A 13,867-nucleotide genomic window follows, 5' to 3' on the forward strand; every position below is an offset into this window, starting at 1 on the left:
TTCAAAAAAATTCATCAATTATTTTCTAAGACTGGATTATTTCATGATCCAGAGAAGGGGTTTGATGCTAGTAAAATCCTTAAAACTTTTTTCAAAAGTTTTAAGGATTTTTTTATGCCTAAAATTTTCTCAAGCAAACTTGGAAAAATTTTAGGCATAAAAAAATCCCTTGAGCAAAGCTCAAGAGATTTTACTGTCGGGATGACTGGATTCGAACCAGCGACCCCTAGCACCCCATGCTAGTAAGCTACCAGGCTGCTCTACATCCCGAAAAGTGTTGGCAAAAGTAAGGGTTTGTAAATTATATCACAAAAATTATAGCGTAGAAATTTTAAATTTATACTTTTATGAAGAGTATTGTGATGAAAATCATTGTTTCCTTATTGTTAGTGCTTGTATTTCAACAAACTATAACCCAATCCGCAACCACTACTCTCTACTTCATTCGCCACGCAGAAAAAGCTGATACTTCAGAAAATCCCGAACTTTCTGCAGAGGGCATAAAAAGAAGTGTTCGATGGACAAAACTCTTTGAGAAAAAAACAATTGATATTTTGTATACTACACTTACCCGAAGAGCACAAATGACGTTTAGCACCATAGCTACTTCTAAACAAAAGGATATGATTTTTTATGATCTTTCAAAATTCTCGTTAAAAGAAACAATTGAAAAACATCCCGGAAAAACCATTTTAATTGTTGGTCACAATAACACCATTCCAAAACAAATTAATGCCTTTTTAGGCGAAGAAATCCATCAACAAATAGATGAAAACGAATTTGGAAATCTTTATACAATTACTATAAAAGGTGATAAAATTGAACACAAACTTACTCATCACAAGTAAAGACACCAATTGCTAAAGTAATTTAGCCACGAATTAAACTAATTTACACAAATCAATTCGTGTAAATTAGTGTAATTCGTGGCTATTTTTTTTATTGAACCGCAGTCAACGCATTGATGATTCCATGACCAAATTGCGAATTTTTGGTTGGGTAAAATTGCGAAGATTGTTTCATTTTAGTTAGCACCTGACCTTTTGTCCACGACGGATTTTTTGCCCAAACCAAAGCGGCAATTCCAGCCGTAGTTGCAGTAGCCACCGATGAACCACCTACATAATCCGCTTGGTTGTTGTAGTAACTCAACACAGGCACTTTATTTCCCGTTCCGGCACGTTCCATCATGATGGTGAAATCAATTTCGCTTCCGCTGTGGCAAACATCACATTTTTGGTAAGTGGACGCTTCTTTAATTCCGGTAACGGCAACTGTCTCAGGCATCCACGCAGGAAAGATTACACCCACAAAATTGGTGAATGATGTTGACGTTCCGCCAGCACAAAAGATTAACTTTCCTCTGTTGTTGGCATAACGAACGCCGTCTTCAATTCTTCCAACTGAAAAAATATGACCCATTGACATAGAAATAATTTTAACATCTGAACGATTTCCTAATCCTGTAAATGCATTTTGAACCCCTCTTTGCTCGTGATAACCATTTAACACCACATCAGACGAAGCACGATACGACACTAAATTGGCATTGTATGCCACTCCAACCGGAAGTCCTGCATTATTTCGTGGAGCAGTTGCTACGGAAGCCATGCTAGTTCCGTGACTGCATAAATCGTTTACGCCATCTGTTGTGGTAGACCATGGCCAAATGGAATCAACATAGGTTCCATATTTTTGAACATATCGACCGGACGATAATCCTGTATTAAAACTTCCATTCATTAGAGATTGTTGAGGAGATAAACCGGTATCAACCACGCCGATAGTTACACCGCTTCCTGAGGTTAAACTCCAAGCCGCCGGAATATTATGTTTATAGAAAGCCCAAGGTACTCTTGCGTTTGGTGTAACGGTTGTAAAATCTGCTGTGCTAATTGTAGACGAGCTATAACCACAACCTGAACTTGATTGTATTTGATTGTCACCAGGATTTCCTAGGCTTTCATACGTAAAATAGCGATAATCTGCGGGTTCTACATAACGCACATTTCGGTTTTTGCGCAGAGCCTCCAATGTTTCCTGTTTGGTGATTCGTACATCGATTAAATTTAAAAACGGGTCTTCATAAATTAGTAAATCTTCTGTCTGATCGGTTTCATACCGTTTGATCAGATTTAAAATTTCTGTTTGCATTTGGCTGGCCGAGTTGGATTGCGAACGATCAAAATCGTTTCCATTACTACCAAATCCAATCGTAACTAAATTGTTCCCTTTTAGTACCGCACTCCAAAGCATGTGAGAGCTCGCTTCTTTCCAATAAAACTTTTTACCGTTTTGATTAAATGAATTGATTTTGTCATTAATCTGGCGGGCTGTTAATGGTTCCTGTTGATTTTCGATGGTGATTAATTCCTCTTTAAAATCTTCTTCTTTTGAACAAGAAGCAAAAACCAATAACGCCAAAACTGAAATTTTGAATACTTTTTTTATCATACTGTTATTATTTTAGCTTGAGAATAACGAATGTAATAAAAAAATGAATTAAAAAATAAAAAGTTAATAAAAAGTTAATAAAAATGGCTGGTGTTTGCACACCAACCATAAGCAGATTTATACTAGCAAATAAACCAACTATTCAATTAAAATTTCATCCCAAACCCTAACCCAATAATCCAAGGATTGATTTCAACTTGTGCAGGAATAATTAATCCTTCTGCTAAATTAGTTGCATTTACTGATACATCTGTTTTTAAGAACAACCGTTTTACGTCAAAGTTTACAAAAAATGTATCGTCAAACATTACATCAAAACCAATTTGAGCTGCGAAACCAATCGCATTGTCATACTCTACATCTTTTACAACATCGCCTTCTTTTACATTATAGAACAAGGTGTAATTAATACCCGCTCCAACATACGGTTTAAATTTTTTCTCTTTTAACGGAAAAAAGTGGTATTGCGCCGTTAACGTCGGCGGTAAAAGCATTACACTTCCCAAGTCTACATCAAAACTTGTAGGCCCACCAATAGCAGAAATATCAGAGCCAACCGTGTTTACATCATGTTTTGCCGTTCCTAAAATCAATTCAGCCGCAAAGTTTTTGGTAAAGAAATAAGTAAAATCCAGTTCCGGTACAAAGGCATTTGAAATAGCAACATCGCCACCAATAATTCCGATGTTAGCACTTTCATTTGGTACTACCGCGATTCCTCTTAACCGAACTTGCCATCTTTTAAAATCGTTGTTTTTTATTTCTTCTTGAGCCTGTGTAACAGTTGTCATTAATAATGACGTTGCTACTAATGCAAAAACTATTTTTTTCATTTTTTTGTTTGTTAAAATTACGTCCAAAAATAATTTTAACTTAAAACACAACGACTGATAAAAATCATTTATCATAAAATATTTCTTAAGTATAAAATTATCAAATTTGAACAATTTTGTTCTTACCTTTGCATTCCTATGCAGAAAATGATTAACATACAAAATAAAAGAGCCAAATTTGACTACGAAATTTTGGAGCGATACGATTCCGGAATTGTCTTGACAGGAACGGAAATCAAATCGATTCGATTGGGAAAAGCATCGATTACTGAAAGTTTTTGTGAATTTCATAACGGCGAATTATTTGTGATCAACTCTCAAGTGGAAGAATATTTGTATGGCACACACTACAACCACAAAGCCAAAAGCGAACGCAAACTTCTATTAAATAAAAAAGAATTGAAAAGCTTAGAAAAAAGTATGCAAAACAAAGGATTAACCATTGTACCGTTGCGACTTTATGTAAACGAAAAAGGCTATGCTAAGATGGAAATTGCCTTGTGTCGCGGAAAGAAAAACTACGATAAACGCGAAACTATAAAAGACCGAGATACCAAACGCGATATTGATCGGGTGAAGAAAAGCTTTTAAATTTCGGGAATAAATTTCAATTGAATTACATAATTGCACTGCATTGCGTTAGGGATTGAAGCGAAAAGCCCGGAGCAAAAAAACACTAATTTACTTGAACCAAAAAAGCGACCAACGGCAGCTCTTTTTGGTTTATAGAAAATTGTGTTTTTTGTGAGGACTTGCAGTGAAAAGCCCGACCGGAGCTTGCGGAGGAACGCTAAAAAAGTTGAAAAAAGTTTTGTGCCTCGAAAGAAAATGACTAAATTTGTCATGACAATTTTTGGAAAATGAAAGATTTACTACGAACAGCTCGTGAAAAAAAGAACTTAAAAACCCGTGAAGTAGCACAGCTTCTAGGGATAGATCAGGCATTGGTGAGTAAATTTGAAAGTGGAAACCGAAAACCCACCCGCGAGCAAGTAGCAAAATTGGCTTCGGTGTTGGAGATTGATTTTGAAACGTTGATGGTGGCCTGGTTGAAGGAAAAAATTCTTTATGAAATTGGTGAGGACACTCATTTTGGCATCAAAGCGATGACACTTGCCGAAGGTGAAATGAAGTATGAACTCACTCCACAAAAGAGAGAATTATCATCTTCGTTAATGGATATCTTAAATGAGATTGATTCACTCAAAAAAATTCTAGACCAAAAAAGAGCGTTTGATAGTTTTAGAATTGCTCAAGCTTTAGAGCTAGAATATACGTTTGAAAGTAACCGCATTGAGGGAAACACGCTCACTTTGCGTGAAACCGATTTGGTTATTAACGAAGGGTTAACCGTTTCAGGAAAAAGTATGCGAGAGCATCTGGAAGCCATTAATCATCAAGAAGCGATTGGTTATGTCAAAAAATTGATGGAAAGAGGTTTTGGTTTTAATGAACGAGAATTATTGTCGATTCACAATTTGATTCTGCGAGGTATACTTCCCGAAGATGCAGGAAGATACCGCAGAGTGCAAGTCATGATTAAAGGAAGTACTCACATGCCACCTCAACCCTATTTGGTTGCCAAAGAAATGGAAGACTATTTTTTGTGGTATGAAAGTCAGAAAACCAAATTGCATCCGGTGATTTTAGCCGCAGAAATGCACGAAAGATTGGTCACTATCCATCCTTTTATTGATGGCAATGGTAGAACTTCTCGCTTAGTAATGAATTTAATTTTACTACAACACGGTTATGTAATTGCCAATATTAAAGGTGATTATGACAATAGAATGAGCTACTACAACGCGTTGGAAACTGCTCAAACCAAAAACAATAAAGAAGATTTTTTGCTCTTTATTGCTCAAATTGAAAAGGAAAGCATAGAACGTTATTTAAGTATTATTGGTCATTAAAAAACCCGCTTCGTCGGGTTTTGTGTTTTTAATTCTTATCCTCCAACAACGGCACAAATCGAAATTCACCAAACTCATGTTTTTCAAATTGCGTTTCATTTTTTCGAATTAACAACGTCATAATTTGTTCTTTCTCACCTACTGGAATAACTAACCTACCTCCTATTTTGAGCTGAGCCATTAATGGTTTTGGAATTGTAGGAGCACCGGCCGTCACAATAATACTATCAAAAGGTGCATCATTGGGTAAACCTTTGTAACCGTCACCAAATGTTAACACTTTTGGACGGATATTTAGTTTTGGCAATAATAAAGAGGTGGTTTTAAATAATTCTTTTTGTCGTTCCACCGAAAAAACTTTGGCACCCATCGTGCACAAAACGGCGGTTTGATAGCCAGAGCCCGTGCCAATTTCAAGTACTTTATCATCTTTTTTTACTTCCAATAATTGCGATTGAAAAGCAACGGTATAGGGCTGCGAAATCGTTTGTCCGGCTCCAATGGGAAACGCCTTATCTTGATACGCGTACTGCTCAAAACCGGAATCCAAAAACAAATGCCTTGGGATTTTTCGAATGGCTTCCAACACATTATTGTCGGTAATTCCTTTTCCTTGCAAAAGCTTTACTAATTGATTGCGAAGTCCTTGATGTTTTTCTGTATCTCTCACGTGAGGTTCGGGTTTGTTTGGGTAAAATTAAACTTTAAAAAACGAACTTGCAAATAATGTTGGAAGACCGATGTTGGATGTTTGCAAAGGCAAAAATTTTAATTATTCGAGCCTTTATCCCGCTTTCCACTCCAAGATTTTTTGTCTGCTTGGCATTTTATAAGCCAAAACATGAGCTCCCAAGGTCGCTATTTTTTGGCAAAAAAAATGTCCAACCAGCCTGCAAAATGCTTTTCGTTTCGATCGGGGGCAGTGGCTGTGCAAACAACGTTTTCAAAATAAAATTAGCAAACAGAGAATACACGCCTAATAACCGTCAACCAAAAAAAATCCCTAATTTTGCAGAAATAAAAAACTATGATTCCAACTGAAACAATTGTTGCTCTCGCTACACCTTCGGGTGCCGGAGCCATTGCAATTATTCGTTTATCCGGTAAAGATGCAATTGCTTTAACAGCAAAGGTTTTTGTTTCAGTTTCAGGCAAAGACTTAACGAAACAAAAAACACATTCCATCCATCTCGGTCATATTGTGGATAATGGAAAAACGTATGACCAGGTATTGGTTTCGGTGTTCAAAAATCCACATTCGTATACCGGTGAAGATGTGATTGAAATTTCTTGTCACGGATCTACTTTTATTCAACAGCAAATTATTCAGCTTCTGTTGCGAAGGGGAGCAAAAATGGCTCAACCCGGCGAATTTACACTTCGTGCATTTTTGAATGGAAAATTAGATTTGTCGCAAGCAGAAGCGGTGGCCGATTTAATTGCTTCAGACAACGAAGCTTCGCACCAAATTGCCATGCAACAAATGCGTGGTGGCTTTAGCAACGAGATTGCTAACTTACGTCAGGAACTCTTAAATTTTGCCTCGTTAATTGAATTAGAATTAGACTTTGCGGAAGAAGATGTAGAATTTGCCGATCGAACACAATTTAACGAACTTTTAATCCGAATTGAATTTGTGTTGAAACGATTAATCGATTCATTTGCCGTAGGTAATGTCATCAAAAACGGGATTCCGATTGCGATTGTAGGCGAACCGAATGTGGGTAAGTCCACCCTGCTCAACGCATTGCTCAACGAAGAACGAGCCATTGTTTCCGACATTGCCGGAACCACTCGCGACACGATTGAGGATGAATTAGTGATTGAAGGCATGAGTTTCCGATTCATTGATACAGCGGGAATTCGTGAGACGACAGATCATGTGGAAAGCATTGGTATTAAAAAGACGTTTGAGAAGATTGAGCAGGCACAGGTGGTGTTGTATTTGGTTGACAGTTCTCAGTTGTCAGTTGTCGGTTCTCAGTTATCGGTTGAAAAGTTGAAAAGTGATATTGAACAGATTAAAAACAAATATCCTCATAAATCGTTGCTCACCATTATAAATAAAAAAGACCTCCTTTCAGCTGAAATGATAACTAAGCTAGAAAAGGAACTGACAACAGACAACGGACAACAGCAAACACTTTTCATCTCTGCTAAAAACAAAATCGGTATTGATGAACTCAAGCAAACGCTTTTATCATTTGTAAACACCGGAGCTTTACGAAACAATGAAACGATTGTCACCAATTCAAGACATTATGACTCGCTCTTAAAAGCGTTGGAAGAAATTCAAAAAGTGAAATGGGGATTGGAATCGGGACTTTCTTCTGACCTCATGGCAATTGACATTCGGGAGGCATTGTTTCACTTTGGTGAGATTACGGGTGAAGTAACAAATGATGAATTGTTGGGGAATATTTTTGCTAATTTCTGTATTGGGAAATAAATGACCAAAATCACCGCTTAAAATTCATTAAAAATACAAACAAAACCCACGAAAAACGTGGGTTTTTACATGTTTATTAGTTTTGTCATTTTTTAAATATTATTCGCTGTTTTGGAATTATTTGTACCTCCCTTGTACCTCGAAAAATTTTTTTTGATTACATTTGAAAAGTCAATGAAATTTTGGCACTTATTTCTACTTAAATAATACAATCCATTTTAGCCCATTTTAAGGTAGTGGAGAAAACATACCTCAAAAACACAAAATTATGAGTTCAAATCTGAGTATAAAAAAACGGTGCGAACACTGCAAAAATGAATTTTTTGCAAAAACCACAAAAACTCGTTATTGTTCCTTAGATTGCAATCGAAAGCATTATAAAATTTTAGCAAAGCAAAAGAAGGTCTCCGTTGTTGAAACAGCAATTAAGTTCAAAATCAATGATATTACGGAAATAAATAAAAAGGATTTTTTAACAGTCAAAGAAGCTGCCTTTATTTTAAGCATGTCATTGAGAACAATTTATAGATTAGTTGAGAACAAAGAAATCAATGCCTACAATTTCGGTGTTCGAAAAACACTAATACGTAGAAAGGATATTGATTTTTATTTCGATTTAAGTATGAATAATATTGATATTAATAAAGATCATTTAAAAAACATGATCACAACGGAAAACTCCTATTCTATTAATGAGGCCTCCGAGAAATATAATATTTCAACCTCCGCTCTTTACAATCTAATAAATAGACTTGAAATTCCAAAAAAGCAGTACGGAAAATTTGTACTAGTAAAAAAAGCCGATATTGATTCAATTTTTGTAAAACATGACTAAAGTAACGCTTCGAGAAAAACCGCTGAAAACTGAGAAAATCAGTTTGTACCTAGATTACTACCCTCCTATTATTGATCCTAAAACTGGAAAAACTACAAGGCGTGAATTTTTAGAACTTCGTACTTTTAAAAATCCAAAAAATCAAGAGGAAAAAAAACATAATACGGAAACGCTCGCTTTTGCCAATGGGATCCGTTCGAAAAGAGAAGTTCAATTGCGAAATAAAGAATTTGGCTTTAAGGATAATGTTAATTTAAGTATTGACTTTGTCGGTTTTTACCAACGTATTGTTGATGACTATTATAACAAAGGAAGTAAATCCAATTACCAAGCATGGAAGGCATCGTTGAATCACTTCTCAAATTTTTGCAGTAATTTGATTATGACCAGTAATTTGGATATTCAATTTGTCAACCGATATCGAAGTTATTTACTAAATGTGAATACGACACGAAATTCCGAGAAACCAAAAAAGCTCACACAAAATACTGCAGCCACTTATTTCAAACATTTTCTGTATGTATTGAAACAAGCCTATAAAGAGAATTTCATTGAAAAAAATTTGGCAGAAGATGCCGATTATATTAAGGAGCAAGAAACACACCGTGAATATTTAACCGAAGAGGAATTATTACACTTGTGGAAAACGGATATTAAAAATGTGAAGGTTAAACATATGGCTTTTTTTTCGGCATTAACCGGATTACGATTTGTGGACATCCAAAACCTAGACTGGAGTAAAATTTATCAAGATAAGCACCAAGGACATTATATGCAATTACGGGAAAAGAAAACCAATTCTATTCACAACCATCCGATCTCTGAAACAGCCTATAATATATTGAAGTCACAAAATACATCCAATGGTTTAATTTTTGGAGATATAGAATACTCGCAAATAACCCGACCGTTAAAAGATTGGTTAGAAATTGCAAACATCAATAAGAAAATTTCTTTTCATAACTTTAGGCACACCTATGCAACATTGCAACTTGCCAACGGTAGTGATATATATATCGTATCAAAGTTGTTAGGACATAAAAATGTTTCTACCACACAGATTTATACAAAAGTATTGGACAAAAACAAAATTGAAGCTGCTAACCGAATTAAATTAGATTTAGATGGATTATAACGAGTTTGAGAAAAGTATTTATGATTTTCACAAGAAAGAAATTATATTAAAGTTTAAAAATGCATCTAGGAAAGAAAGACCTTTTAACAAAGCTCTGGATGATATTACTTCTGAATTATCAGAAATCAGAAATAATAGCATTATTCGTAAAAATGAAAATTTACTTAAGAATTGTACTTATGAAATAAATCATAGATTAGATTATTATAAATCAGAAATAGCCCTCAACTCAATAATTTCAAATGAGATCAAAGATTCATTTAATAAAATAAGTGACAGAATAATTGGTCTTGATAACGAAAAAATTAATATTTCATATGATGATTTTATAAAAGAACTAATTACTTATGACTGCTTGGGTAGAATAGAGCAAATAGTAAAAAACAATAAAGACCTTTATAAAATATTTTATGATAATAATTATTACAAAGAATTTACTTTAGAAAAGTTTGAAGGACATGTTGTAAATAGTAAATTGTATCGAAAGGTTTTTGCAAAATTTTATCCAGATAAATTTGTTCCAATAGCTATTGAAACAATTAATGAATTCGGACAAATTACCTATAAAATAAACTTGACCGAAGATGAATTAGAAAATGATAAGAACAAAATAAAGAAATCTGAAAAGCAAATTTCTAAATTTTTAGTCAAATATAGTAACATCGCTAATCTCCTAAAAGATGATGAAAAACTACTACTTATACATATTTGTTTATCAAAAAAATATAAAATAGATGAATCTGAACAAATAAAATTAATACTGCTATCAAGCGGAATTAATGATTTTAGAATTTTTGAAGAATTACCAAATAAAAATCTAGTATATAACAAAGTAAATAAGGGTTTGAAATATAATTATTCACCCGAAACAAAAATAGAATTAGTTAATTCAATTAAAAGTAAGATTGAAATATGTAAACTGGTAAAAACTGAAGAAATTCTAGATTCATTACTTATAAATATTAATTAAAACAACAAAACTTCAACCTAAATAAGCAGAATATTAATAAAATATAACAAAAAACAAAGCAACGTAAAATATTGATTTTAAGGTACTTATAGAAACCTAAGTATTACCTAAGCATTACCTAATAAATCATATATTCTTTCTACACATATATACTTTTGAACCATAATTAATAATATAACATTAATAATCATGGATCAAAAATTTTTTAAATCACTTGAGTTAGCTGTAGAGTACTTTGCAGATAAAATCTCAACAAAAATCGAACAGCGGTTGAACCTTCCAAATAATTCAACTAGCTTACTTACTGACAAAACAGAGGATGTTATTTTCAACATCAATGAACTATCTAGTTTTGTCGGGTTATCAAAACCAACAATTTACGGCCACGTACATCGCAAAACAATTCCCTTTATCAAAAAGGGTAAGATGTTACGTTTCTCAAAAAACGACATTCTAAAATGGTTGCAAGACGGAAAAAGTCAATCCGCTTCTACATTAGAAGCTAAAGTGAATGACTATTTAGCTAAAAAACCACTGTTTTAACGTCAATCTAACGTAAAATTTACGATAATGGATACATATCACTATACATGTCTGTATTGTGGGAAAACATATAAACCCAATAGACGAAAGAAACAAAAGTATTGCAGTAATAGTTGCAGAACCAGAGCATTCCAATTACGAACAAACAAACTAGCATCAATTGTTCCGTCAGTTGAAAAAAAACCGGAAGCTATGAAGATTGATAAAATGAGTTTTGCCGGAGTTGGAAATGCTGCTGCCGGAGTAGCTGCGATAAAACTGGTTGAAAGTATTTTCACCAGTGAAGAAAACAAGCCTGCTACTAAAAAAGACATCGAAATGCTTAAAAAAGCATTATCAAAAGATCGTTATAAACTAATGGAAAATTTAATACCTAGACCAGATGGATATAGAGCTTATTTTGATAGTTTCACTAACAATCTTGTTTACCTCCCTCCTTACACAAACTCTTTAAATTTAAAAAAATAATGCCTTTTGCAACGGCAATTACAAAAGGCATAAAAAATTATAATTATGATGACACATAACATTGACAAAGATACCATTTTTAGTCAAACTACGGCTGAAAACATATTCCTCAAGTTTTTAAACTTGAATGAGTTTCCTAAGGGAAATATTAGTAGTCCGTTTTCCGAAGATAAAAATCCATCTTTTAAAGTTTATAAAAATGGAACATTCAAATGTTTTTCCACTCACAAACAGGGAGATGTTATGCAATTTGTGGCGGAACTATATAAACTAGATTGCAAATCACAATTTCAAGAATTACTTAAAATCATCGCAACAGAAATGAACATAACCACTTATAAAAATCTAGCCTTAAAAAAAGAGAATAATACTCCTAAAATTACTCAAGAGGAATCGTTTAAAATTGACTCCATCAAGCACATTGAGTTCAATAATGGCCATTTAGATTTCTGGAAAAAATTAGGGGTTTCAGTCGATTTATTAATCGAGTATAATGTTAAGGCAGTATCTGCTTTTAGTTTTTATAATAAATCGAAAGACAAAAACTATAATTATTCGATAAAAAATGATGAAGTTGGTTTTAGTTATGAAATAAACTCTAACCATGAAATTTATATACCAGAACAAAAAAATCGAAAAAAATTCTTTTGCAATGGTTTATTGCAAAACGACATTTTCGGACTAGAACAACTTTCCTCTTCAGTTGACAATATAATGATTTGTGCCGGCAAAAAAGATGCATTAGTAGCCGTATCAAGAGGTTTCCCTGCGGTATCTTTTAGAAGTGAAACTCAAAGACCAACAAAGGAACATATTCAAGGCTTGCAAAAACTTTGCAAAAAACTTTTTATATGTTATGACAATGACAAAGGTGGTGAAATTGGCACTAAAAACATTATTTCTCTTTTTCCTGAAATCAGCATTTTGCAAATTCCAAAATCGTACAATGATATAGCAGACTATTTTCTTGAAAATTCCAACGACGATTTTCAAAAAATTATTGACAGTACTCTCCAAGAGATTGAAACACAAGTTGAATCTGAAAATAGTACTGCACAAGAAACTATTACTATATTTCATATTACAGAGGACTACCTTAATGAAAGGTATGATTTGAGGTACAATACTATTTCGCTAGAGATAGAAATTTCGAAAAAAAATGAGAATCAATGGAATAGTTGCAATGAAAACTCATTATGGCTCGAACTACAAAAAAAAAGCATTAAAATATCTTTAAATTCGTTAATTGCAATTTTAAAAAGTGATGCTATACAAAAGTATAATCCAATATTAAATTACTTTAACAGCTTACCTGCATGGAATTGCGAAGTGGATTATATTACTGAATTTTCAAAGTACGTTATACTAGAGGAAAACGAAAACAAGGAACAATTTGAATATCATTTTAAAAAATGGTGTGTTAGAGCCGTTAAATGTGCCACAATAGACGATTACTTCAATAAACAAGCATTTGTGTTAACCGATGATGGTTTAGGTCAAAATATAGGTAAAAGCTCTTGGTGTCGATTTTTATGTCCGACTGAACTGTCAAACTACCTTGCCGAAGACATGGGAGACGATAAAGATTCGAGAATACTTCTTTGCAAAAACTTCTTAATCAACCTTGATGAACTTGCTGCACTATCCAGAAAAGAAATTAATCAATTAAAATCATACTTTAGTAAAGCACAAATCAATGAACGGCTTCCTTACGACAAAAAGAACTCAGTTATTCCAAGGGTTGCAAGTTTTATTGGGTCTACTAACATGTCAACCTTTTTGCAAGACGAAACTGGCTCTGTAAGGTGGCTCTGCTTTGTAGTAAAAAGTATAAATTGGAATTATAAAAAAGAATTTACTATCGATAATTTATGGGCACAAGCATTTGCCTTATCAAATGATGTCAATTTTGACGAGACTTTGAGTTCTCAAGATATTCAACAAAACGAGCAAAGAAATGATAAATTTCAGATTGTTTCCCCGGAAAAAGATTTAATCTTGAAACATTTCGCTATTCCAACTAATAGTAATGAAGCTGAATTTTTAACATCTACGGATATCCTTCATCATTTAAATCTTAATACTTCAGGAATAAGACTTTCATCCGTTGGAATTGGAAAAGCCCTCAAGGCTATCGGTTTCAAAAGGGATAAAAACAATCAAGTATATGGATATTGGGTTGAAAAAAAATCAGTTTAATGAGATTTTACGCTTGAACTTCTTACCCATCTTACCAGTTTTATTCTATAGCCCTATTACATTGACAT

13 protein-coding genes and 1 tRNA gene are annotated in these 13,867 nt (G+C 33.7%); 10 read left to right on the plus strand and 4 right to left on the minus strand.

Going from position 1 to position 13,867, the window contains the following annotated elements; all coding sequences use genetic code 11:
- Positions 1 to 196: 196 nt before the first annotated feature.
- Positions 197 to 270: transfer RNA gene (locus B0I10_RS00080), tRNA-Pro, on the minus strand.
- A gap of 77 nt (positions 271 to 347) precedes the next feature.
- Between B0I10_RS00080 and B0I10_RS00085 the strand changes: the two genes are divergently transcribed.
- Entirely contained in the window at positions 348 to 848 is a 501-nt protein-coding gene (locus B0I10_RS00085) for a phosphoglycerate mutase family protein (RefSeq protein WP_112084454.1), read from the plus strand.
- Between the two features lie 91 nt (positions 849 to 939).
- On the opposite strand, the gene B0I10_RS00090 is transcribed toward B0I10_RS00085, so the two are convergent.
- Complete coding sequence (locus B0I10_RS00090) at positions 940 to 2,454, minus strand: S8 family peptidase (RefSeq protein WP_112084455.1); 1,515 nt, start codon at positions 2,452 to 2,454, stop codon at positions 940 to 942.
- 146 nt (positions 2,455 to 2,600) lie between these two features.
- Entirely contained in the window at positions 2,601 to 3,287 is a 687-nt protein-coding gene (locus B0I10_RS00095) for an OmpW/AlkL family protein (RefSeq protein ID WP_112084744.1), read from the minus strand.
- 138 nt (positions 3,288 to 3,425) lie between these two features.
- Here B0I10_RS00095 and smpB point away from each other — a divergent pair, with 138 nt between their 5' ends.
- Positions 3,426 to 3,878, plus strand: a complete 453-nt coding sequence (smpB, locus tag B0I10_RS00100) for an SsrA-binding protein SmpB (RefSeq protein ID WP_112084456.1) — start codon at positions 3,426 to 3,428, stop codon at positions 3,876 to 3,878.
- Positions 3,879 to 4,147: 269 nt separating this feature from the next.
- On the plus strand, positions 4,148 to 5,200 hold the full coding sequence (locus B0I10_RS00110; RefSeq protein WP_112084458.1) for a Fic family protein: 1,053 nt from the start codon (positions 4,148 to 4,150) through the stop codon (positions 5,198 to 5,200).
- 28 nt (positions 5,201 to 5,228) lie between these two features.
- Here the strand turns inward: B0I10_RS00110 and B0I10_RS00115 are convergent, their stop codons facing one another.
- A complete protein-coding gene (locus B0I10_RS00115) occupies positions 5,229 to 5,870 on the minus strand; it encodes a protein-L-isoaspartate(D-aspartate) O-methyltransferase (protein WP_112084459.1) in 642 nt (213 codons plus the stop codon).
- A 357-nt stretch (positions 5,871 to 6,227) separates the two neighbouring features.
- Here B0I10_RS00115 and mnmE point away from each other — a divergent pair, with 357 nt between their 5' ends.
- The 7 genes from mnmE to B0I10_RS00155 all read left to right on the plus strand — a co-directional run bounded on the left by mnmE (position 6,228) and on the right by B0I10_RS00155 (position 13,799).
- Positions 6,228 to 7,649, plus strand: a complete 1,422-nt coding sequence (mnmE, locus tag B0I10_RS00125) for a tRNA uridine-5-carboxymethylaminomethyl(34) synthesis GTPase MnmE (RefSeq protein ID WP_112084461.1) — start codon at positions 6,228 to 6,230, stop codon at positions 7,647 to 7,649.
- Positions 7,650 to 7,917: 268 nt separating this feature from the next.
- Positions 7,918 to 8,484 carry a helix-turn-helix domain-containing protein gene (locus tag B0I10_RS00130; protein WP_112084462.1) on the plus strand — a complete coding sequence of 189 codons (567 nt, stop codon included), beginning with the start codon at positions 7,918 to 7,920 and terminating at the stop codon, positions 8,482 to 8,484.
- Positions 8,477 to 9,619 (plus strand): tyrosine-type recombinase/integrase, encoded by a 1,143-nt coding sequence (locus tag B0I10_RS00135; RefSeq protein ID WP_112084463.1) that lies wholly within the window; start codon positions 8,477 to 8,479, stop codon positions 9,617 to 9,619. The genes B0I10_RS00130 and B0I10_RS00135 overlap by 8 nt, the downstream gene beginning before the upstream one ends.
- The gene (locus B0I10_RS00140) at positions 9,609 to 10,589 is read left to right on the plus strand and encodes a hypothetical protein (RefSeq protein ID WP_112084464.1); all 981 of its coding nucleotides are present in this window, start codon (positions 9,609 to 9,611) and stop codon (positions 10,587 to 10,589) included. Before B0I10_RS00135 ends, B0I10_RS00140 begins: the two co-directional genes overlap by 11 nt.
- A 189-nt stretch (positions 10,590 to 10,778) precedes the next feature.
- On the plus strand, positions 10,779 to 11,132 hold the full coding sequence (locus B0I10_RS00145; protein WP_112084465.1) for a helix-turn-helix domain-containing protein: 354 nt from the start codon (positions 10,779 to 10,781) through the stop codon (positions 11,130 to 11,132).
- Between the two features lie 192 nt (positions 11,133 to 11,324).
- Complete coding sequence (locus B0I10_RS15550) at positions 11,325 to 11,600, plus strand: hypothetical protein (RefSeq protein ID WP_146740281.1); 276 nt, start codon at positions 11,325 to 11,327, stop codon at positions 11,598 to 11,600.
- A 123-nt stretch (positions 11,601 to 11,723) separates the two neighbouring features.
- Positions 11,724 to 13,799: a VapE domain-containing protein gene (locus B0I10_RS00155; protein WP_181456858.1), complete on the plus strand. Its 2,076-nt coding sequence runs from the start codon at positions 11,724 to 11,726 to the stop codon at positions 13,797 to 13,799.
- The last annotated feature ends 68 nt before the right edge of the window (positions 13,800 to 13,867 follow it).

Source organism: Flavobacterium lacus (assembly GCF_003268815.1).
Taxonomy (GTDB): Bacteria; Bacteroidota; Bacteroidia; order Flavobacteriales; family Flavobacteriaceae; genus Flavobacterium; species Flavobacterium lacus.

Bases quoted from the DNA above. Each gene is read 5' to 3' on its own strand.
- B0I10_RS00085 (WP_112084454.1), top strand. From the start codon at position 348: ATGAAGAGTATTGTGATGAAAATCATTGTTTCCTTATTGTTAGTGCTT.
- B0I10_RS00090 (WP_112084455.1), bottom strand. From the start codon at position 2,454: ATGATAAAAAAAGTATTCAAAATTTCAGTTTTGGCGTTATTGGTTTTT.
- B0I10_RS00095 (WP_112084744.1), bottom strand. From the start codon at position 3,287: ATGAAAAAAATAGTTTTTGCATTAGTAGCAACGTCATTATTAATGACA.
- smpB (WP_112084456.1), top strand. From the start codon at position 3,426: ATGCAGAAAATGATTAACATACAAAATAAAAGAGCCAAATTTGACTAC.
- B0I10_RS00110 (WP_112084458.1), top strand. From the start codon at position 4,148: ATGAAAGATTTACTACGAACAGCTCGTGAAAAAAAGAACTTAAAAACC.
- mnmE (WP_112084461.1), top strand. From the start codon at position 6,228: ATGATTCCAACTGAAACAATTGTTGCTCTCGCTACACCTTCGGGTGCC.
- B0I10_RS00130 (WP_112084462.1), top strand. From the start codon at position 7,918: ATGAGTTCAAATCTGAGTATAAAAAAACGGTGCGAACACTGCAAAAAT.
- B0I10_RS00135 (WP_112084463.1), top strand. From the start codon at position 8,477: ATGACTAAAGTAACGCTTCGAGAAAAACCGCTGAAAACTGAGAAAATC.
- B0I10_RS00140 (WP_112084464.1), top strand. From the start codon at position 9,609: ATGGATTATAACGAGTTTGAGAAAAGTATTTATGATTTTCACAAGAAA.
- B0I10_RS00145 (WP_112084465.1), top strand. From the start codon at position 10,779: ATGGATCAAAAATTTTTTAAATCACTTGAGTTAGCTGTAGAGTACTTT.
- B0I10_RS15550 (WP_146740281.1), top strand. From the start codon at position 11,325: ATGAAGATTGATAAAATGAGTTTTGCCGGAGTTGGAAATGCTGCTGCC.